Raw genomic sequence first — 19,388 nt, 5'->3', positions numbered from 1 at the left:
GCAGCTGTGGCAGTGCCGAAACCATTGCCAAGCGCCGCGCTGTTCACCGACTGGCGGCAGCTGCCGCTGACCGCCGACGCATCGCAGAATGAGAGGGCAGATAGCCGCCCTCTTTTCGTGGCTAATCGTTGGTCTCAAGCAGTACGTCAATCGGGACTTCTGGATTGAGTGGATCGTCCGCGATCTGCCTGTCGGGCGTCAGCCACTTCGGTCGCCGAGCTCCCGACGGGCGGTCGAGGACGAAGCGTGGATAGGACAGCAGGAGGCCGATATTGGGAAGTATCAGTGTCTTTACGCCGCCGGTCTGTCGCGTCCTGACCGATTTGCCGACACCCACCACGTGACCGAAGCGGTAGTCTTGGACGACGTTGGAGAACAGCACCGCCGAGGAATAGGTCAGCGGGCCGACCAGCACGTTGACGTCTCCCGTGAAGTGCGCCGGTTCTGCGGTTGCCGGTTCCGTGACGGATTCGATCGTTCCTTCCACACGCTGCCCGGCGACTTCTCCCGGCCCTGGTGTCAGCACGCGTTTGATGTAATGCGAACCGTGCCGGTAAGGCTGATCGGCGATATAGCGGAGAATGCCGTCGCGCCACATGTCGTCATCCCCACCGCCGTTTTGGCGAATGTCGATGACGAGGCGCCGAACCCGTTCTGTGGCCATTTGCGTGAAGCATGCTTGCGTGAACGCGAAAAAGCGGGCCTTGTCTGGCCAGGAGAACGTGCTCACCGTCAGTACGGCGCCTGTATTCCTGATTTCGCAGCGAAATAGCCGCTCGAAGCTCGCGTCGCGTTGCAGGATGGCGGGCAGTACCAAGCGTGACGCGGCCTGCCGCTGCCGACCTCGCCGGTCGGTGAATTCGAGATCGAAGCTCTCTGGTGTGCCGTAGACCTTGGCATAGAAGAGCCACCAGCGTTGCGACAGCAGCGCCGCACGGGCACTGGGCGTGTCGCCGTGAGTGCGCTTTAGCAGCGTCCGAACGACGTCTTTGGCCGGGATCCCATTGATACGGCTGACAGAACGCCCGGCATCGGCGGACGGAGCCCCCCCAAGTCGCGCAACGAGGCGTAGATGTCCGGATGCCGCCACGGAGACCTCGAAAGGAAACCATGGGGCCCCCTGCGCGGTGGCAGAAGCGGCCGAGGCTCTCCAGTCGGGCAAGCCGATGAGGAGGTGGCCGTCGGCCAGCACAGGATTGAGCTGGGCCAGCACGGACCAGGCCTGGGTCTGATCCATCGGCCGGTCCAGATCACGCGCGATCGATTTGGCGGTGCTGTGCAGCGTCGCCTTGTCCACCATGTGTTCAAGGTCAGGATGATGTTTCTCGATGGCCTCGATCGCGGTCTGCAGGTCGGCACGCAAGTCCGCTGCAGAAACGACGGAAGCAGGGGGTGCGGCAACGGCGGGTATCGCAGGCGCTGTCAACAGCGCCAGGGCGGCCAGGCCCAGGGTCTTCCATCGATCGATCGACACATCTGCTCCGGGCGGTTGATGAAGCGCGCCTTCCCGCGCGCCACTTGTGTTTAAATAATGCACACAAATTTCAACAAGCGTCTATACCCATGCGGACATCACCGCGGCATCTCGTTTCCCGGCCCGAGCAAGTGAGGCTACTGAGCTCGCCAGTGCGGCAAGAGATCGTCGACACGCTCGCCTCTCTGGCAGGAGCGGCAAGCACGGCCGAACTCGCCGAGCAGTTGGGCCGGCCTGCGGACGGCTTGTACTACCACCTGCGCGAGCTGGTCGCCGGCGACTTGCTCACGGAAGTAATGGAGGCTGGGGGCGAGCGTGTCTTCCGCCTGGCGGGAGAAGGCGCCGGCCCCGTCCGTTTGGTCTACGACCTAGCTCCCCACGGCAATGCAGACGAGTTGGCACGTTTCGCCCGTTCCCTGTTGCAAGTGGCGCAGCAGGACTTCGAGGCCGCTCTTGAGGTTGAGGGGGTGGTCACCGAAGGGAAGAAGCGCGAACTGTGGGTCTCGCGCAACAAGGGCTGGCTCAGTGACCGGGATCTCCAGGAGGTCAACGTACTGCTGGAGCGACTCAGCGAGCTCACTAGCCAGCCCAGAGCCGAAGGCCGCAATCGACTCACGAGCCTTGCGTTCGCCCTCGCGCCGACCAAGGCGCAGCCAAAGCGGCGCGGTACGCGGGAGGCCAAGGCCCGCAAGTGAGAAGCGGCTTGCGTGATCGATGAACTTGATCACAACTCGGGCTGAATTTTTTTCGCTGTCGCGCTTGGCACCAGCTGAATTTTTTTCAACTTGAGCTTGGTCACGTGCCAGCTCTGCAGCTTCCCGGATGCGTTGCCGGCACCCATCGGTGCAGTCCACGGCAACTGCCGGCATTGTGCGCGAATATACGTTTCATATACGATCCGTATATTCACGGCATTGGAGTTTGCATGGGCATCGTCAATATCGATGACGAACTGCACGATCAGCTGCGTCGCGCGTGCACGGTGACCAGCCGTTCGATCAACGCGCAGGCCACCTTCTGGATCAAGGTCGGCATGCTGTGCGAGATGCATCCGGAATCCTCGTTCCAGGACATCGTGGCGCAGGAACTGCGCGCGGCAGGCGTGCGTCCGCAATCGTTGAAACCGGCGCGGACATGATCAAGCGGCCGGCGGAAATTGCGTTGATGGCCAACGCCGGTGCGTTGCTGGCGCAGGTGTTCCATGCGCTGGATCAACTGCCGCTGGCAGGCCGCAGCACGCTGGAACTCAACGACTTCGTCGAGCGGATGATTGTCGATGAGCTGGACGCGCGGCCGGCCAGCAAGGGGCAGTACGACTTCCCCTTCGTGCTCAATGCCTCGATCGATGATGTGGTGTGCCATGGCGTGCCATCGGCCGGGGACGTGCTGTGCAACGGGCAGATCGTCAATCTGGATATCACGCTGGAAAAGGACGGCTATATCGCCGACTCCAGCACGACGTATCTGATCGGAGACGTGGCCTATCCGGCGCGGCGATTGGTGCAGGCCAGCTATCAGGCGATGTGGAAGGGGATTGCCGCGGTGCGTCCTGGCGCGCGGCTGGGCGACATCGGTCATGCGATCGCGCGGCATGCGCGCGAGCAGGGCTATAGCGTGGTGAAGGAGTACTGCGGGCACGGCATCGGCCGGCAGATGCATGAAGAGCCGCAGATCCTGCACTACGGGCATGCCGGCAGCGGGATGCAGCTGCAGGAAGGCATGGTGTTCACCATCGAGCCGATGATCAATCAGGGCAGGGCGGCGATCCGCGCCGAGCCGGATCAGTGGCCGGTGCATACGCGCGACGGCAAGTTGTCGGCGCAGTTCGAGCACACCGTGGCAGTGACGCGTACCGGTGTGCGTGTGCTGACGTTGCGCCCCGGAGAAAAGCCGTTGTGTCTGGTCGATTGATGTATCGCCAGACGACGGCAGGCCGCAGGCGAATCTGTGCTGCACGCGAGAGGCCTCAGCTGTGCCGGGTGCGCTGCCGCACACTGAGTGGGGTCGGGTTTGCGCTCTGCCGTAAAAGCGCCCGTCGGTCCGGTCGCCGCGGCACCGATGGCGGTGCAGGAGGGCACTGCGCCTGCTCTGCAGGCCCGGCTGTCGATGCCTGCGCCGGAACAGCGGCGCAGTACCGCCGAACCGGTCACCATCACCCAGCTATCGGAATTGCCGTCGGGCGGTCTGTGGGCGGATCTGGTGGCATTGCCGGCGCGGCGGCGCAAGCGAGCGCTGGCGGATTCTTCGGAAGCCGCCCGTGCGCAGCCAGCTCGGCCGTTGGCGCCGCCGTGTGGCCTGCATGTGCGTCCAGCAACGCGGACAGACGACGATGGCAGTCGCGAAAGGCCAGCGCAGAGGCCGGCATGTCGCAGGCATCGAAGGTTCTGGCTTCGGCCTTCCAGGCGGCGAGCAGGTCTTCCAGGTCGCAGATCAGGCTCGGCATGCTGGTTGCTCCATTGGCGATATCTTCAGTACGACCGAAGGCGCTGGCCGGATGCAGTGGCGCCCGTTCGCCCGCGCCACCCTGCACGGGTGGCGCTGCGGCCGGGCCGGACACACGCGCGCATCACATCGGCGGGAGGAGGGTGGCTGAGCGGTCCTTTACCGCTGGAGCTGACCATGAGCACTAATCAAAACGGCAACCGCGGCGTAGACGATCCGACCCCGCCCAATGGCGTCAAGGCGCCGGGCCGGGACACTGCGCCGATCCAGGAAGGGCCCGCGCAGGACAGCGAGATCGATGACGACGACGGCATCGAAGACCCGGTGAAGGACGATGACGACCTGGGCGAGGAAGACGACGACGACGACCAGTAGGCAGGGCGCAGCGTTGTACGCGGGCGTGCAGCGCTGAACCCGGCATGCCGCCGGTTGCGCGGCATGTGCTGGCTGCGGCCGGCCATGCTGCCTAGACTTGCGGTTCGCCCATCCTGTGACATCCATGGACACCTCTCTGTCGCCATTGCCCAGCATCGCGTTGGGCCAGTACCGCCACTTCAAGGGCGGCCGTTATGAAGTGCTTGGCGTCGTGCGGTGCAGCGAGACGCTGGCCCCACTGGTGCTCTATCGCCCGTTGGACAGCGATGTCGGTCTATGGGTGCGGCCGTATGCGATGTTCGTCGCGCAGGTCGAGGTGGAGGGCGTGGCGCGTCCCCGCTTCGCGCGGGTCGAATAGGCACGGCCTGGTCTGTCCGATGCTACGTGCTTGCCTGCAGCCGGCGCGACGCTGGTGACGGCCGCCGCTGCCGCGCCAGTCACCACGCCCGATGGCCGGTATCTGATCGTGCGTGGCCGGCTTTGGCGCACCGCCAACCCGCATCTGCGCGAAGACGTGCGTGCCGGGCTGGTCAGCGCGTTGATGGACGCGCGACGCGCGGTCAAGGCGGCCAAGCGCGACGGCGATGCCGGGCGGCTGGCTGCGGCGCGTGCGGTGGTCGACCGTGCCAAGACGGCGCTGGGAGAGCGCGGCCCGGTGTGGTGGAGCGATGGCGCACAAGACCTCAATCGGCATCTGGTTAAAAACACCCCGTACGCGGACTGGTTTGCGGCGCTTGCCGCGCCCGATGCCTGAGTGCGCGTTGCAGCGGGCCAGGCGTGCCGCCGCCTGCACAGACAAGGCCCGGAAATCCCGGGCCTTGTCCGCTGGATCAAACGCCCGGCGATGTAGAGCGGCTGACCAGGCTGTTGCGCTCACCGCCAGGTGGGCGCAGCCGGTACCCGGAATCGGCATGGACCACTCGGATACTCCGGTTCCGGGCGTGCCGTCCGCACCACCTGACGCCTACTTGCAACAGGGTGTCAGCCGCGCTTGATCGACGTGGCTAGAAAAAGAGAGAAACCGCCTTCAGCCCAGATCGCAATTGCTCGGCTGCGGCCAGGTGGTGGCAGGCAGCATGGCCTTGACCGCGGCCGGTGCAGTGATGCCGATGGTGCTGGCGCCGTAGAGGTCTTCCAGTTCGTCGATGCTGACGATGTAACTGTCCAGCGAGCCGAGGGTGGCGCTGTTGGGAATCAGCCAGCTGATTGCGCGGGTGCCGCCGCCGGGGTTGGCGGTAATGATCGTCTTCCAGAAGAAATCCGGGGTGCGGATGCCGTGGCTGCTCAGGAAATAATCGTTGGTTGTGTCGCTGTAGATCACCCCGCCGTAGACCTGCACGCTGGCGATGTCGCGGTAACACTCGGCCACGTTCTCGGCGCGCACCCAGATGCCCTGGTTGAAGCTGGCTACCTGCGGCACGATGTTGGACATCAGATTGGCGCGACGGATGTAGGTCGCGTTGTAGTCCATGTGGTTGGACGTCACCAGGTGCCCGCGATCGTAGCCGGTGCGCACGCTGGCGTAGGAGGCGGTGGAGGTCTGGCCGGCGCAGCCGCTGGGCAGTTCGGTATCCAGATTGAAACTGGACGGGCGCGCGGCCGAGCCGGTATCGGCCTGCAGGACGTACTCGTAGCGCAACGCGGTGTGGTTGGTGCAGTCGTAGCGCAAGCTGTAGCCGCCCTTGTTGAGGGTGACGACCTGGGCGTTTGCGCTGGCACTGGCAGCGGTGAACAGCAGAACGGCAAAGAAAGTCCGGAAGCGCATGGGCAGTGAATCTCCTGGAAATCGATCGGACGCACGACGCCACCGCCGGCTGCTGATGGGCAGATCGACGCTCAGCGGAACGCGCGCTGTAGGGGGACGGTTGGCTCGCTATCTAACGAGCGCGACAGCTATCGCACGCAAATGTTGCTTGGTGGTGACGTATGCGTGAGGAATGTGCGGTCGCACCGTTTTTTTCCACAGGAATGTGATGCATTCGGCGCATTCGTTGGCATGCCACCGGCAAGCGATAAGTGTGCGGTTATGCCTGGAGCGCGCGAACGTGCCGCTGACGCATGCGCTGTGCGGTGGCGCGCAGCTGCGCCATCGGCAAAGCCCGGTGGCTGATGGCGTGCAAGCGCACACCTGGAGCTCGGAGTTGCCCCCCAGCACCAGCGGGCAGCAGCCGACGCCGGCGACAGAGGCGGGAGCACCGCAGCGATGGTCAGCGCCGCGACGCGCACATGGCTCGCCCGCAACGATCCCGGATCACCGCTGTCTGCGCGGCCAACGGATACAAAAAACCCTCTCCTGCACTCCGTGCAGAAGAGGGCGCCGGATACGTCGCGAGACGATCCGCTCGATCGACTATGCGAGCTCTGTTTCCCGCTGCGTTACGCCGGCAGGCTCCAGCTGGAACTGCGAGACCAGCTGGGTCAGGGTGCTGGACTGCTTCTCCATTGCCCGTGCCGCGGCCATGGCCTCTTCCACCAGCGCTGCATTCTGCTGGGTGGTTTCGTCCATCTGGATCACCGTCTGGTTGACCTGTTCGATGCCCGCCGATTGCTCGCTGGATGCGGCGGTGATCTGGCCCATGATGTCGGTGACCCGATTCACGCTGGCGACGATCTCGGTCATGGTGGTGCCGGCCTTGTGCACCAGCACCGAGCCTTCGGCCACCTTGCCCACCGAGGCGTCGATCAGCTCCTTGATCTCCCTGGCCGCAGCGGACGAACGCTGCGCGAGCGTGCGCACCTCCGAGGCCACCACCGCAAAGCCGCGGCCCTGTTCGCCGGCACGTGCGGCTTCCACCGCAGCGTTCAAGGCCAGGATATTGGTCTGGAACGCGATGCCATCGATGACGCTGATGATCTCGGCGATCTTCTTGGAGGAGGTTTCGATGCCCGACATGGTGCCGACGACCTGGCTGACCACCTCGCCACCCTTGGAGGCCACACTGGCCGCAGTGCGCGCCAGTTCGTTGGCCTGCAGCGCGTGTTCGGCGTTCTGCTTGACGGTGGAGGTGAGTTCTTCCATCGAGGCGGCGGTTTCTTCCAGGCTGGCCGCCTGCTGTTCGGTACGCCGCGACAGGTCTTGATTGCCGGCGGCAATTTCGCCGGCCGCGGTATCGATCTCCGACGAGGAATGCTGGATGCGCCCGACGATGTCGGTCAGGCGGTCCACCGTGGTGTTGGCATCGTCGCGCATGCGCGCAAACACGCCGGCAAAGTCGCCGTGCATGCGCGTGGTCAGGTCGCCGCCGGCAATCGCCTGCAATACCTGCGACACCGCGCCCAGGCTCTTGTCCGAGCTGCTCATCAGATGATTGAGGTCCACCACGATCTGGCGGAAATCATGCTCGAACGCGGTCTCGTCGCCACGTGCGCCGAAGTCGCCCGCCGCTGCGGCCGATGCCAGCCGCTTGATCTCGCCATTGATCGACAACAGGCTGGCCCGCACATCGTTGATCGATTGGCTGATCACCGCCTTCTCGCCCGGCAACGGCTCCAGCTGCTGCGACAGGTCGCCGGCGGCATAGCGTTCGGTCAATGCGACGATCTGCATCGTCACCGCGATATGGCTGGACACCAGCGCGTTGCTGGCACGCACCATGCTGCCGAATTCGCCGGGGAAGTCCTGCTCGGCGATACGGTGACTGACCATGCCGGCTTCGTGCTTGTCGCCCATGTCGGTCTGCGCCTGGATCACGCGACGCAGCTGACGCTGCATGCTGTCCATTGCCTGCAGCAGTTGGCCGACCTCGTCGTTGCGGTCGATCGAAATGCGGTTGTCCAGCTTGCCCGACGACACCGCATGCGCAATGCCCACCGCACGGTGCAGCGGCTGGGTGATGGCGCGTGCCACGATCCAGCCGAAGGCGATGCACAGCACCGCACCGACCAGGCCCAGCACCAGCCCGCCGATGCTTGCCGCCACCGAACTGTCCACTGCTTCCTGCACGGTGCCGCGGAAGCGTGCATCGGCGCGCTTCTGCATGGCGGTCAGGGTGGTGCGATAGGTTTCCAGTGCCGGTGCCATGGCGCTCATCTGCGCCGCATCGGGTTCGCGCTGCTCCACGAACGCGGCGGCCACGCCGTGCGCCAGGCTGTAGTACTGATCGAACTGGTTGCCCAGGCGTGCCAGCTCCGTCGCATTGGCGGGATCGGATGTCTGCAGTTTCACGTAGGAGGCGTGGATCTCGTCGGCCACCGGCTTGGTGGCCGCCAGCATGTCGGCATCGCCGGCGGCAGCGGCGCCGTTGAGCCCGTTGATGAGCTTGTCCAGCGCAGCCACGTTGCGCGTCATGGCGTCGAGCATCGGAAAATGCACGTCGCGTACCGCTTCCAGGCGGTCGTTGTTGCGGTGAAAGACCAGCGTACTGAAGGCCACATAGCTCGAGAGGCAAAGGATCGCCACCGCGGCCGGCATCAGGATTTTCCAGAACAACGGTAGCGACAGGATGCGTCTCATGACTTGAGTCTCGAGCAGGTGGCGGGTCACGGCTTCAGGACGACCTTGACGCTGGCGTCGACTGCGCTGGCGCTGATGTAACCGATGGCGCCCGGCGTGGCGGCAACGGCCTTCTTGACCGCATCGTCGCCGCTGACACGCTTGGGACGCTGCGCCTTGCCGGTGAACATCAGCTGCGACCAGTACGACTTCAGCTGTGCCGCGTCGCGCGCGGCGACCTTCTTGTAGAACTCATCGCGGGTGGCGACGCCTTCTTCCTGATCGATCGGCACCGCCGCGCCGCCACCGGGCACGCTGTTGGATTTGGCCAGGAAGATCTGCGACACCTGCGCGGCGCTGAGGCTGTCCGGGCCGCCCTTGGCCGACATCACCACCACGACATCGGCATTGGCGCAGAACGCGCTCAGCGACAACGCAGCAAGCAGGGAGGCTGCAAAATACTTGGAAATGGTCATGGGGGCTCTCTTAGAACACGAAGTCGACGGAGGCCGACAGCAGGTTGTAGCTGCCGCCCGGACGGAAGCCCGGCTGGATGTTGTTCAACGATCCGAACGATCCCGCGTTGTTGTTGATGTGGCTGGCCTGCAGCTTGAACGCGACGCTTTCACGCGCGTCCCAACGCAGCGATGCGGTGAAGCTGTGACGGCCGCTTTCGGCCTGCGCCAGTGCGCGCGTCATCACGCCGACCGGATCCTGGCCGGCCGCGATGGTCGGGCCCTTGCGATCGACGTTGGCATAGGTGATCGACGGCGTCAGCGTGCCGAAGCGACCGCCGACACTGAGATAACCGGAGGTGGTCTTGCCGTTGAGCGAGGGCGAGTAATCGGCGCGGATCACTTCGCTGCGCAGGAACCAGCTGCCCGGATCGTAGGCATACCCCACGCTGGCAAAGCTGCCGTCCACGCCATAGGTGGTCAGGCGATCGGCCAGCGCGGGATTGACGCGCTGATAGACCGAGAACAGGCGATCCAGCGACGGTGTATCGAAATCGGTGGTGCCCACGATGTAGGCGGCGCGGAACGTGGACGCACCCGATTCCAAGCCCAGCGCCAGGCCGCGCATGGCGTACACATCGGCCTTCTTCGAATTGATGCGGCCGTAGAAACCCTGCACGCTGACCACACTCTCGCCGGCGTTGATGGTGTAGACGCCTTCGACGCCGTCCATCGGCAGCAGGTAGTTGTAGACCTCGTACGGCGGACGCACCCACGGGGTGGCGTAACCGACGCGCTGGTACTCGGACAGCATGTACAGCGGCGCAGTGATGCGGCCCAGGCGCGCAGCGAACTGCGGGCCGAACTGATACTTCACATGCGCCAGCGTGACCTTGGGATCGTAATCGCCGCGTTCGGCGTACTCACTGGTCACCTGCAACACGCCGGTGAACTTCTCGGTGAAATTGGCATTGACCTGGCCGGCGATGCGCGAGTCCGGGCGTGCCGAGGTGGAGTGGCTGGCACCGGCACCTTCCACGGTCTGGATGTCGGGCGTGAAGTCGGCCTGGTCCTCGGTCGAATGCACCACGCCCAGCGTGCCGAAGCCGCTGAAGGAGAACATCGAGTCCTGCTGCGCGTAGGCGCAGGTCGACGATGCCAGGGCGATGGCGCCACTGAGAAGCTTGACGGTCAGTTTCATTGAAATCTCTGCGGAGTGGGTGATGGACGCTGCGCCATGAGTGGCGCGCGGGCAGAACGTGAGTGAGCGTCGCAACGCCCTGGATTGCGGTAGCGGCCGTCTGCATCGTTGCTTTAGCGGGATTTTTACAATCTGGAATTAAGTTAAGAAGCCGAAGCGCTAAAAAAAGATTGACGATAGTTTTGCCCTATCGAGACGCGCGTTCTACGTGTTTGAAACAGCTGGCATGAGTATCTGCGGACATAAGCGTCCGCATCGGTGGCCTGCCGATTACCAGCGCGACAGGTGAGGGAGGACGGAAGGGAAAAAGCCCCATTTTCTAGGTCAAAGTGGATATCACTGCCTCTGCTCTGAGTGCGCACGCAAAAAAACGCCACGCACTGGCGAGCCAGGCGTGGCGTTTTTTTTTGTTACTTCGAGCGGGCGTACTAGTTGCTTATCGCCAGTGCGATGCGGCCATCGGAGATTTGGTCCGGGTGCATGCACACGCGAGGAGATACACGACCGGCAGGTACTGGAAACGGTTACTGCTGCCGCGCCGGCAGTTTCGACCACCACCTTGATCCCGAACCGGAAGCCGGCCAGCCAGGTCACGCCCACTGCGGTGACGGCGGGTTAGGACGCAGGGTTCAAGGCCCGCACAGGTGATGGATCGCTCACTGCGGCGATGAAGCTGGCGCCCTGCCTGCCAACAGTCACACAAACGTGCGTGCCGATGCGGCTTGTCTTATGCGCTGTGCGATGCGACAGACCTCCGAGCTGCAGTGCCGATCCCATAGCGTGGAATCGGCACTGTGCGGGTCAGTCCGCCAGCTGACGCCGCACCGGATAACGCCAGCCGTTGATCGCCGCATACGGCGAGCGCGCATAGATCCATTGCAGCCGCGCATCGCCATCGGCGCGGAATGCGGCATCGTCTGCGAGCTTGCGTTCGAAGGCGGCGCGCAGGGCGGCGTCGCTGCGCAGCACGCGCTCGCTGAAGTCCACCAGTTCGGCGCCGTACAAGCCGCTGTCGGGGCTGCCGGCATTGCGGAAATGTCCGCTGGCCAGCAACGAGTCGCTGCTCTGCGGCTCCAGCAACGCGGCCGCCAGCATGCGCATCGGTTGATCGGCAGGCACGCGGACGCTGCCGGCGGCGAAGGCTTCGTCCGCTTCGTCGGCCTGCGCTGTCTGGGCGCCGGCCTGTTTCACCACGCGGATCTGCTGCACCCTGATCTGGCGCGGCTGCTGCAGGCGTTCGTAGCGGATGCCGTGCGCCTTGAGCAGTTCCACCACATCGTCGTTGCCGGGCGGGATCCACCAGGCCAGCGGATAGCGCACCGCCTGGGTCTGGCGATAGCCGATCACCGGCATGGTCCAGGTTTCGTCGCGGCCTTCCCAGCGCAGTTCCTGCCGCCCGGACACCGGCGAGAAGGCGCGGGTGTAGCTCACGCCCTTGAACGGTACCTGGGCGATCGGCTGTTGCAGGCGTTCCCAGGCCACCATCAGTTCCTGCGGGCGATCGGCGCGATCGGCGCGCTTGGCCGCATCGATGTTTTTTGCATCGCGGGCAACCACGCGCAGTGCTGCTTCCAGCAGGACATAGTCGCCCAGCACGCGCTGCCGGTAGGACTTCAAGCGATGGTTCTCCACCAGCACGGTAGGGATGCCGGCGAAGTCGCCATACCCGGTGGAATAGCGCGGGCCTTCCGGGGCGTGACGCAGGCCCGATCGCGGCTCGTCCTCGTCGATCAGGCTCGGGTAGATGGCCGGTTCGTGGCCCTGTTTGCGCAATGCGGTGTTCACCGCCGGCGTAAAGCGTTGCTGGAGCCAGTCGGCAGTGGCGCGCGAGCGCGCATAGGTGCCCCAACCGGCGAAGGTAAAGGTGATGTCGTACTGGTGATCCAGCCCACCGCTGACATGCAGGTCGATGTAGAGCGCCGGATCCAGGCGATGCAGCAACGCGACCATCGCGCGCGTTTCCGGTGCTTCCAGGGTGAGGTAGTCGCGGTTGAGATTGATGCCGCGGGTGGTGGTGTTCCAGCCCATCTGCTGCGGGCCGCGCAATGCGGCGCCGATCAGCGGGCCGCGTTGCTCGTGACCGTCGGCATTGAAGATCGGCACGAACACCAGATCCACCTGGTCGAGCAGGTGGTCCTTGCCGCGTTGCGCGATATCGCGCAGCAGCATCAGGCCGGCATCCTTGCCATCGATCTCGCCGGCGTGGATGCCGGCCTGCACCAGCACCACCGGCTTGCCGGGCGCGCCCTTGTGCGCGCGGACCAGCAGCAGGTCGCGGCCCTCGCTGCTCTTGCCGAACACGTCCAACGACAGCAGCGGCGAGGCGGCGACCAGCCGTTCCAGCCACGCGCGCGTCTCGTCATAGCTGGGCGTGCTGGCGAAATCGCCGCGCTCCACCGGCGTACTCCACGGATCGTCCGGTCTGACGATCAACGCCTCGCTGGCCCCATGCCAGGCGCGTACCGGCGGCAGCGGCGCGCTGGTATCGATGGATTGCGCACTGACCTGTGCGGTGGTGAACAGGGTTGCGGCGAGCAGGCCGGCGGCTGCGCGCGCGGTGCTGCGTGCCGTGATCTCGGCTATGGCGTTATCGGCAGCGAGTTCGGGCAGGTGCGAAGCGTGCGGGGCGGAGGGGCGCGTATCGGAAGTCATGGGGGAGGTACGGGAGCTCGATTGAGGGGAGGACGTGGCAGGGCTGCTGATTCCGGATGGCCGCATCGGCAGCGGCGGCGGCCTTTGAAAGGTGCCACGCCGCATCGACGCATTGCAGCAGGTTGCATGCGTCGGGATCTGGTCATTCCCTACGCGCAGGTTGCGCGGTGCGGGGAGTTCGCTGCCTCCGGCGCTACAGCTAACAGCAGGGCATTTGCGTAATACAGTAACATTTGAGTCGGGCCACCTGAAGAAGGCCGGGACCTCGGCGGCCACCGTCGCGCGTCCGCTGCACGCGACCTCCGGCTTCACGAAGCGGGCGATTACCAGCGGGACGTGCCGATTGCAGGCGCTGCGGAGCCTGCGTGTTTTCGCGGCATCTCGGATATAGGTGTCGCCAAAGGCAGGACGCAGCGCGTTCGCTGATAGTCGGTTGGCGCGCTCGAGAGGCCGTCCGACTCAAGCACCTATCGAAATGTGATAACGTATCATTTCGTTGACCCATCGCCTTGTCATGCTTTCCAGTCCCACAGCCACCCCCGCGATCTCGATCAGCAACCTGCATGTGGCCTACCGCGGCCGTGCCGTGCTGCAGGGGCTGGATCTGCAGGTCGCCCCCGGCAGTGTCTACGCCTTGCTTGGCGGCAACGGCGCCGGCAAGTCCTCCACGCTTTCCAGCTTGCTCGGCTTCGTCAAACCCGCCTCCGGCAGCCTGCGGATCGATGGCATCGACCCGGTCGCCGACCCTGGCGCCGCGCGTGCGCGGCTGGCCTACCTGCCGGAAAACGTCGCGCTCTACGAGCACCTGAGCGCGCTGGAAAATGCCGACTACCTGCTCGCGCTGGCCGGCCAGCGCCGCAGCCAGGCCGAGATCGGCCTGGCGCTGGCCGCTGCCGGTCTGCAGCGTGAGGCCTGGCGCCAGCGGCTGGTGGGGTTTTCCAAGGGCATGCGCCAGAAGGTGGCGATTGCGGTGGCCACGCTGCGCCAGGTGCCGGTGCTGCTGCTGGACGAGCCCACCTCCGGCCTGGACCCGCGCGCCATCGCCGACTTCAACCAGCTGGTGAGCAGCGTGCGCGAACGCGGTGGTGCGGTGCTGATGGTCACCCACGACCTGCTCGGTGCAGTGGATGTGGCCGACCGGATCGGGTTCCTGGAACACGGGCGCATTGCCGAAGACATCGGTGCCGGCGACAGCGGCTTCGACGTACGCACCCTGCATGCGCGTTTTGCGCGTGAGCAGGATCGGGCTGCATGAGTCCTGTGCTGTTGGTCGCGCGCGAAGAACTGCGTTTCATGGCGCGCAACCGTTCCGCTGCCATCGGCGTGGTGCTGCTGATGCTGCTCACGCTGGTGGCGGCATTGACCGCCGCGCACCATCAGCGCGACGTGGCCGAGTTCCGCGCGCGCCAGCAGCTGGCCGCGCAGCAGGCCTTCGCAGCGCAGCCGGACCGCCACCCGCATCGGGTGGTGCACTACGGCCATTTCATCTATCGCCCGTTGCCGGCGTTGGCCGCCTTCGATGCCGGCGTGGACGCGTTCACCGGCAACAGCATGTTTCTGGAAGGCCATCGCCAGAACACCGCCAACTTCGGCGATGTGCGTCAGAGCTCGCTGCTGGTGCGTTTCGGCCAGCTCACCCCCGCGTTCGTGTTGCAGGTGCTGGCGCCGCTGCTGCTGGTGTTTCTCGGCTATGGCGCGGTGGCGCGCGAGCAGGAAACCGGCACCCTGCGCGTGCTGTTGCTGCAGGGTGCCACGCGTGGGCAATTGTTCGGCGGCAAATATCTCGCGCTCGCGGTGGTGGCTGCTGCCTGCCTGTTGCCGGCCCTGGTCGGGTTGCTGCCGATCGCCTCGTTGCCGGGTCAGGCGCTGCGGGTCGCGCTGCTGGTGCTGGCGTATGCGGTGTATCTGCTGGTGTGGTGCGCGCTGGTGCTGTCGGTGTCGATGCTGTGCCGGCGCGGCCGCGATGCGTTGCTGGTGTCGCTGGCGGTGTGGGTGTGGCTGGCCCTGCTGGTGCCGCGCGTGGCGCCGGATGTGGCCAGTGCGGCGTATCGCCTGCCGACGCGGCTGGAAACCGATGTGGCGATCCAGCGCGACCTGCGCACGCTCGGCGACAGCCACAACCCGGATGACCCGCACTTTGCGCAGTTCAAGCAGCAGACGCTGGCGCGCTATGGCGTGCAGCGGGTGGAAGAGCTGCCGGTGAACTACAAGGGCCTGCTGGCGCTGGAAGGCGAGCGGCTCACCGCGAGCCTGTTCGAGCGCTATGCCGCGCGCGATTCGGCCATCCAGCAGCAACAGAATCTGCTGGTGCGCACGTTCGCCCTGGTGAGCCCCACGGTTGCGCTGCGCGAGCTGTCGATGACGCTGGCAGAAACCGACCTGCGTGCGCACGAGCGGTTTCTCGCGCAGGCCGAGCGTTACCGCTACGCGCTGGTGCAGCAGCTCAACCAGCTGCAGGCCGATGCGGTGAGCATGGCCGACGACACCGCGCAGGATGCCGGTGCCGATCAACGCAAGCGCATCTCTTCCGCGCATTGGCACGAGATTCCGGTGTTCGCATTCCAGCCGCCTGCCACCACCGAGGTGCTGCGCGCCGCAGGCGCGGCGCTCGGCCTGGTCGGTGCCTGGTTGCTGGCGGCGCTGTGCATGCTGGTGGTGGCCGGCCGACGTGTGGGAGTGGCGCGCTGATGCTGCTGTGGAAATACGAACTGCTGTTGTTGCTGCGCGCACGCGCCGCGCTGGCCGGCTTGCTGTTGCTGGCGGTGTTGACGGTGTGCAGCCTGCTCTCGGGCCAGCATGTCATCGCTGCGCAACGCGCCAACATCGCGCGTATTGCAGCGCTGCAGCAGGAAGACATCGCAGCGGTGCAAGACTATGTGGCGCGCTCCAACGACGCCGGCAGCGCGGCCTACTACAGCTTCCATCCGACCTGGGACCTGCCCACGCCACTGGCATTTGCCGCGGTGGGCATGCGCGATGTCTCGCCGTACATTTTGCGTGTCCGCGCGCTGGGCCTGGAAGCGCAGATCCACGATGGCGACAGCTACAACCCGCAGCTGGCACTGGCCGGGCGCTTCGACTACGCCTTCGTGCTGGTGTTCCTGTTGCCGTTGTTCGTGATCGCGCTGCTGTTCGATCTGCGTTCGGGCGAGCGCGAGGCCGGGCGCGCGCGCATGCTGGCCGCGCTGCCGGGCGCGGGTACCGCGTTGCTGGTGCGGCGCGTGGCGGTGCGTACAGCTGCCGTGCTGGTGTGCCTGGGGGTGCCGTTTGTCATTGCCGCAACCCTCAATGCGGTGCCGCTGCTGCAACAACTCGCGGTGCTGGCACTGACCTGTGCCTATCTGCTGTTCTGGGTGCTGCTGGCGGTACTGGTCGGGCGACTCCACTGGCGCCCGGCCGCGCATGCCACCGCCCTGGCAAGCTGTTGGGTGGTGCTGGCACTGGTCGCACCGGCGTTGGCGCACGTGGCGATCAATCAGGCGGTGCCGGTCAATCAAGGCAGCGAGATCGCGCGGCTGCAGCGCGAAGCGGTCAACCATGCCTGGGATATTCCGCGCCAGCACACCATGCGGGCCTTCTACGCGCAGAACCCGCAGTGGGCGGACTCGGCGCCGCTGACCAGCGCGTTCCATTACAAATGGTATTTCGCCTTCCACGAAAACGGCGATCAACAGGTGGCCCCGCAGGTTGCGGCATATCGCCACGGCCTGCAGCGACGCGAAGCGCTGGCGCAGCGTGTTGCCGGCGTGTTGCCGCCGGTTGCATTGCAGGCCGCGTTGACGCGCCTGGCGGGTACCGATCTGCAAGCGCAGTTGGCGTACCAGGACCGCATCCGCGCCTATCACCAGGCGCTGCGGACGTTCTATTACGGCTATCTGTTCCGCGACCGCCCATTTACGCGCGCGGACTTCGGGCGCGCGCCACGTTTCGATGCAAGCGCCGATCCTGCGTCATAGCGGCAGCTGCCTGTCACCCCTCACCTTCGTTGTCTCACTTGCGACCCGGGCCCAGCGCGCCCGGGTGTTTCAGGAGTCCTGCCCGATGTCTGTGTCCACGCCGCGCCGCCGTCTGTCCAACACGCTGCCTTTGCTCGGTGCACTGAGCTGCGCAGGCGTCAGCCCCCTTGCCGAGGCCGCCGAGCCGCAGGCGCGCGATCTGGATGCGGTGCAGGTGCGCAGCCAGTACACGCCGTACCGCGCATTGAGCGTGACCGGTGCCACCAAGACCGATGCGCCGCTGCGCGATCTGCCGATCAGTGCGCGCGTGCTGGACCAGACCCTGCTGGAGGACGCCGGCGTCAACGATCTGGCCGGCGCGCTGGAGATGGCCAGCGGCATCACCAAGGCCAACAACCTGGGTGGGCTGTGGGACAGCTATTCGATGCGCGGCTTCACCGGCGACCCGAATTTCAGCTCGGACTACATGGTCAACGGCTTCAATGCCAGCCGCGGCTACAACGGCCTGCGCGATGCGGCCAATACGCAGAGCATCGAAGTGATCAAGGGCCCGGCCTCGGCGTTGTACGGGCGCGGCGAGCCGGGCGGAGCGGTCAATATCGTCACCAAGAAGCCCTTGTTCCAGCCGCAGCACAGCGTGGATCTGTCGGCGGGGCGCTTCGACAGTTATCGCGCTGCGGTCGACAGCACCGGCCCGCTGGGCGACAACCTGGCCTATCGGCTGAATGTCATGCACAAGGATCAGCACAGCTTCCGCGACACCGTCGACAGCGACAACACGCTGCTGGCGCCCTCGCTGCTGTGGATGCCCACGCCCGATACCACGGTGTCCTACGAGCTGGAATTCGTGCGCATCCATGCGCCGTTCGATCGCGGCGTCACCGCCATCGATGGCGATGCCAATCGGCTGCCGGCCGGGCGTTTTCTGGGCGAGCCGCGCGATGGCGATATCGATCTGCATTCCACCGGACACCAGGTATTCGTGGTGCATGGCGTGAACCAGACCTGGTCGCTGCAGGGTGGGGCGACCTATCGCGACAGCGGCATGCGCGGTTTTTCCACCGAGCCGTGGACACTGCAGGCCGACGCGCGCACGCTGCGCCGCGAGCGCCGCTACCGCGATTACCAGGGCCGCGATATCGCCGCGCGTGCGGAACTGCTCGGCAGCTTGCAGGCCGGCAGCGTCACCCACAACGTGTTGTTCGGCGTGGATGGCAATCGCTTCGACGACAGCCGTTTCCAGCAGCGCGCACGCTCTGCGGCCACGCCGTACAGCATCGACGTGCTCGCGCCGCAGTACGGCGTTGCGCAGCCGGGGCGGCTGGCCACCATCACCGATACCGAAGAACGCCAGCAGGTGTGGGGCATCTATGCGCAGGATCAGCTCGATCTTGGTGCGCGCTGGAAGGCCTTGCTCGGCCTGCGCTACGACCACTACCAGCAGGATCTCGACAACCGGCTGCGCGGCGCCACGCAGCGCGCCTCCGATGGCGTGGTCAGCCCGCGTGCGGGCGTGATCTTCCATGTCGACGCTGCGCTGTCGCTGTATGCCAGCGCTGCGGCGGGCTTCCGTCCCAACAGCGGCGTGGGTGCGGACGGGCAGAGTTTTGCGCCGGAGAAGAGCCGCTCGCTGGAAACCGGCTTGAAGTACGTGCAGCCCGGCGATGGCCTGGAAGCGACGCTGGCCGCGTTCCGCATCGACAAGAAGAACGTGCTGAGCTTGGATCCGGCCGACACCAGCTTTTCGCTGCCGGTGGGCCAGATGCGCAGCCAGGGTTTGGAGCTGGATCTGCTCGGGCGGCTGACCCCGCGCCTGGCCGCTTCGGTGGGCCTGGCCTATACCGACTCGCAGGTCACGCGCAGCAGTGAAGCCGCCGCCGGTACCGGCCTGGCCGAGGGTCGCCGTTTTCCGAACGTGCCGCGTTTCAGCGGCAACGCCTTCGTCAACTACGCGCAGCCGTTGACCGGCAAGCGCAGTGCGGCAGTGGGCGTGGGCGTGTCGCATACCGGCGAGCGGCTGGGCTCGGTGGATAGCAATACCGACTTCGTGCTGCCTGCGTACACGGTGTGGCGCCTGGTCGGGCATTACGATCTGAGCGAGCGCCTGCGCCTGTATGCCAAGGTCGAGAACCTCACCGACCGCCGCTACGCCGCGTTCTCCTACAGCGAGCAGTGGGTGTATCCGGGCGCGCCGCGCAGCTGGACGGTGGGCGTGCGGCTGCGCTTTTGATCAGCGCCCGCATGTGATCGATACCGGCTGGCGATGTCCGACCATGCGTGCTTGATGGAGCACGCCAGCGCTGGTCGGCGGATGCGAGCGCCGACCGGACAGCTGATTGGCCGCCATTTCGCGGAGCGCGTGGGTCAAACCAGTTTCAGCCAGCGGCCGTGTGTGTGCAGT

General features: G+C 65.6%; 17 protein-coding genes, 1 other RNA gene and 1 pseudogene. 11 read left to right on the top strand and 8 right to left on the bottom strand.

Translation table 11 applies throughout. The annotated features are described in order from the left end of the window. Window positions 1–121: 121 nt before the first annotated feature. Window positions 122–1,474: a S41 family peptidase gene (locus XarjCFBP7645_RS04995; protein WP_104536444.1), complete on the bottom strand. Its 1,353-nt coding sequence runs from the start codon at window positions 1,472–1,474 to the stop codon at window positions 122–124. Window positions 1,475–1,626: 152 nt separating this feature from the next. Here XarjCFBP7645_RS04995 and XarjCFBP7645_RS04990 point away from each other — a divergent pair, with 152 nt between their 5' ends. The 3 genes from XarjCFBP7645_RS04990 to map all read left to right on the top strand — a co-directional run bounded on the left by XarjCFBP7645_RS04990 (window position 1,627) and on the right by map (window position 3,385). Beyond that, window positions 1,627–2,169 carry a winged helix-turn-helix domain-containing protein gene (locus XarjCFBP7645_RS04990; protein ID WP_219842085.1) on the top strand — a complete coding sequence of 181 codons (543 nt, stop codon included), beginning with the start codon at window positions 1,627–1,629 and terminating at the stop codon, window positions 2,167–2,169. A 230-nt stretch (window positions 2,170–2,399) separates the two neighbouring features. Next, entirely contained in the window at window positions 2,400–2,612 is a 213-nt protein-coding gene (locus XarjCFBP7645_RS04985; RefSeq protein ID WP_024938505.1) for a ParD-like family protein, read from the top strand. Next, a complete protein-coding gene (gene map, locus XarjCFBP7645_RS04980) occupies window positions 2,609–3,385 on the top strand; it encodes a type I methionyl aminopeptidase (RefSeq protein ID WP_104536442.1) in 777 nt (258 codons plus the stop codon). Before XarjCFBP7645_RS04985 ends, map begins: the two co-directional genes overlap by 4 nt. Before the next feature lie 241 nt (window positions 3,386–3,626). Here map and XarjCFBP7645_RS21865 read toward each other — a convergent pair whose 3' ends face one another. Further along, the gene (locus XarjCFBP7645_RS21865; protein WP_258079501.1) at window positions 3,627–3,917 is read right to left on the bottom strand and encodes a hypothetical protein; all 291 of its coding nucleotides are present in this window, start codon (window positions 3,915–3,917) and stop codon (window positions 3,627–3,629) included. Window positions 3,918–4,093: 176 nt separating this feature from the next. Here XarjCFBP7645_RS21865 and XarjCFBP7645_RS04970 point away from each other — a divergent pair, with 176 nt between their 5' ends. From XarjCFBP7645_RS04970 to XarjCFBP7645_RS04955, 4 genes are all read left to right on the top strand, one after another. Continuing rightward, entirely contained in the window at window positions 4,094–4,291 is a 198-nt protein-coding gene (locus tag XarjCFBP7645_RS04970; protein ID WP_104536441.1) for a hypothetical protein, read from the top strand. Window positions 4,292–4,415: 124 nt separating this feature from the next. Further along, window positions 4,416–4,649, top strand: coding sequence for a DUF1653 domain-containing protein (locus XarjCFBP7645_RS04965; protein ID WP_104536440.1), 234 nt, complete (start codon window positions 4,416–4,418; stop codon window positions 4,647–4,649). A gap of 51 nt (window positions 4,650–4,700) precedes the next feature. Further along, the gene (locus tag XarjCFBP7645_RS04960; RefSeq protein WP_104536754.1) at window positions 4,701–5,045 is read left to right on the top strand and encodes a hypothetical protein; all 345 of its coding nucleotides are present in this window, start codon (window positions 4,701–4,703) and stop codon (window positions 5,043–5,045) included. 157 nt (window positions 5,046–5,202) lie between these two features. Continuing rightward, a non-coding RNA gene (locus XarjCFBP7645_RS04955) (sX9 sRNA) lies at window positions 5,203–5,278 on the top strand. A gap of 40 nt (window positions 5,279–5,318) precedes the next feature. On the opposite strand, the gene XarjCFBP7645_RS04950 is transcribed toward XarjCFBP7645_RS04955, so the two are convergent. From XarjCFBP7645_RS04950 to XarjCFBP7645_RS04930, 6 genes and pseudogenes are all read right to left on the bottom strand, one after another. Further along, window positions 5,319–6,056 carry a DNA/RNA non-specific endonuclease gene (locus tag XarjCFBP7645_RS04950; RefSeq protein WP_104536439.1) on the bottom strand — a complete coding sequence of 246 codons (738 nt, stop codon included), beginning with the start codon at window positions 6,054–6,056 and terminating at the stop codon, window positions 5,319–5,321. 585 nt (window positions 6,057–6,641) lie between these two features. Continuing rightward, window positions 6,642–8,774, bottom strand: coding sequence for a methyl-accepting chemotaxis protein (locus tag XarjCFBP7645_RS04945; protein ID WP_104536438.1), 2,133 nt, complete (start codon window positions 8,772–8,774; stop codon window positions 6,642–6,644). Beyond that, a complete protein-coding gene (locus tag XarjCFBP7645_RS04940; RefSeq protein ID WP_104536437.1) occupies window positions 8,771–9,199 on the bottom strand; it encodes a substrate-binding domain-containing protein in 429 nt (142 codons plus the stop codon). The genes XarjCFBP7645_RS04945 and XarjCFBP7645_RS04940 overlap by 4 nt, the downstream gene beginning before the upstream one ends. A gap of 10 nt (window positions 9,200–9,209) precedes the next feature. Then, window positions 9,210–10,379: a hypothetical protein gene (locus tag XarjCFBP7645_RS04935; RefSeq protein WP_104536436.1), complete on the bottom strand. Its 1,170-nt coding sequence runs from the start codon at window positions 10,377–10,379 to the stop codon at window positions 9,210–9,212. Window positions 10,380–10,910: 531 nt separating this feature from the next. Then, window positions 10,911–10,994, bottom strand: a pseudogene (locus XarjCFBP7645_RS21305) (RidA family protein); the annotation flags it as partial. Window positions 10,995–11,180: 186 nt separating this feature from the next. Further along, window positions 11,181–13,031, bottom strand: coding sequence for a M14 family metallopeptidase (locus XarjCFBP7645_RS04930; protein WP_104536435.1), 1,851 nt, complete (start codon window positions 13,029–13,031; stop codon window positions 11,181–11,183). 514 nt (window positions 13,032–13,545) lie between these two features. Here XarjCFBP7645_RS04930 and XarjCFBP7645_RS04925 point away from each other — a divergent pair. From XarjCFBP7645_RS04925 to XarjCFBP7645_RS04910, 4 genes are all read left to right on the top strand, one after another. Next, entirely contained in the window at window positions 13,546–14,286 is a 741-nt protein-coding gene (locus tag XarjCFBP7645_RS04925; protein WP_104536434.1) for an ABC transporter ATP-binding protein, read from the top strand. Further along, window positions 14,283–15,719, top strand: coding sequence for an ABC transporter permease (locus tag XarjCFBP7645_RS04920; protein WP_104536433.1), 1,437 nt, complete (start codon window positions 14,283–14,285; stop codon window positions 15,717–15,719). Before XarjCFBP7645_RS04925 ends, XarjCFBP7645_RS04920 begins: the two co-directional genes overlap by 4 nt. Further along, window positions 15,719–16,987, top strand: coding sequence for a DUF3526 domain-containing protein (locus XarjCFBP7645_RS04915; protein WP_104536432.1), 1,269 nt, complete (start codon window positions 15,719–15,721; stop codon window positions 16,985–16,987). The genes XarjCFBP7645_RS04920 and XarjCFBP7645_RS04915 overlap by 1 nt, the downstream gene beginning before the upstream one ends. An 85-nt stretch (window positions 16,988–17,072) precedes the next feature. Then, the gene (locus tag XarjCFBP7645_RS04910; protein WP_104536431.1) at window positions 17,073–19,217 is read left to right on the top strand and encodes a TonB-dependent siderophore receptor; all 2,145 of its coding nucleotides are present in this window, start codon (window positions 17,073–17,075) and stop codon (window positions 19,215–19,217) included. Window positions 19,218–19,388: the final 171 nt, after the last annotated feature.

It is taken from the genome of Xanthomonas arboricola (assembly GCF_002940665.1).
Taxonomy (GTDB): Bacteria; Pseudomonadota; Gammaproteobacteria; order Xanthomonadales; family Xanthomonadaceae; genus Xanthomonas; species Xanthomonas arboricola_B.
Note: the sequence above shows the minus strand (reverse complement) of the source record. Positions and strands in the feature narration are given on the sequence as shown.

What these genes read in the sequence shown, in the direction of transcription:
- XarjCFBP7645_RS04930 (WP_104536435.1), bottom strand. Translation starts at nt 13,031, where the DNA reads ATGACTTCCGATACGCGCCCCTCCGCCCCGCACGCTTCGCACCTGCCC.
- XarjCFBP7645_RS04940 (WP_104536437.1), bottom strand. Translation starts at nt 9,199, where the DNA reads ATGACCATTTCCAAGTATTTTGCAGCCTCCCTGCTTGCTGCGTTGTCG.
- map (WP_104536442.1), top strand. Translation starts at nt 2,609, where the DNA reads ATGATCAAGCGGCCGGCGGAAATTGCGTTGATGGCCAACGCCGGTGCG.
- XarjCFBP7645_RS04925 (WP_104536434.1), top strand. Translation starts at nt 13,546, where the DNA reads ATGCTTTCCAGTCCCACAGCCACCCCCGCGATCTCGATCAGCAACCTG.
- XarjCFBP7645_RS04915 (WP_104536432.1), top strand. Translation starts at nt 15,719, where the DNA reads ATGCTGCTGTGGAAATACGAACTGCTGTTGTTGCTGCGCGCACGCGCC.
- XarjCFBP7645_RS04920 (WP_104536433.1), top strand. Translation starts at nt 14,283, where the DNA reads ATGAGTCCTGTGCTGTTGGTCGCGCGCGAAGAACTGCGTTTCATGGCG.
- XarjCFBP7645_RS04970 (WP_104536441.1), top strand. Translation starts at nt 4,094, where the DNA reads ATGAGCACTAATCAAAACGGCAACCGCGGCGTAGACGATCCGACCCCG.
- XarjCFBP7645_RS04985 (WP_024938505.1), top strand. Translation starts at nt 2,400, where the DNA reads ATGGGCATCGTCAATATCGATGACGAACTGCACGATCAGCTGCGTCGC.
- XarjCFBP7645_RS21865 (WP_258079501.1), bottom strand. Translation starts at nt 3,917, where the DNA reads ATGCCGAGCCTGATCTGCGACCTGGAAGACCTGCTCGCCGCCTGGAAG.
- XarjCFBP7645_RS04910 (WP_104536431.1), top strand. Translation starts at nt 17,073, where the DNA reads ATGTCTGTGTCCACGCCGCGCCGCCGTCTGTCCAACACGCTGCCTTTG.
- XarjCFBP7645_RS04950 (WP_104536439.1), bottom strand. Translation starts at nt 6,056, where the DNA reads ATGCGCTTCCGGACTTTCTTTGCCGTTCTGCTGTTCACCGCTGCCAGT.
- XarjCFBP7645_RS04965 (WP_104536440.1), top strand. Translation starts at nt 4,416, where the DNA reads ATGGACACCTCTCTGTCGCCATTGCCCAGCATCGCGTTGGGCCAGTAC.
- XarjCFBP7645_RS04935 (WP_104536436.1), bottom strand. Translation starts at nt 10,379, where the DNA reads ATGAAACTGACCGTCAAGCTTCTCAGTGGCGCCATCGCCCTGGCATCG.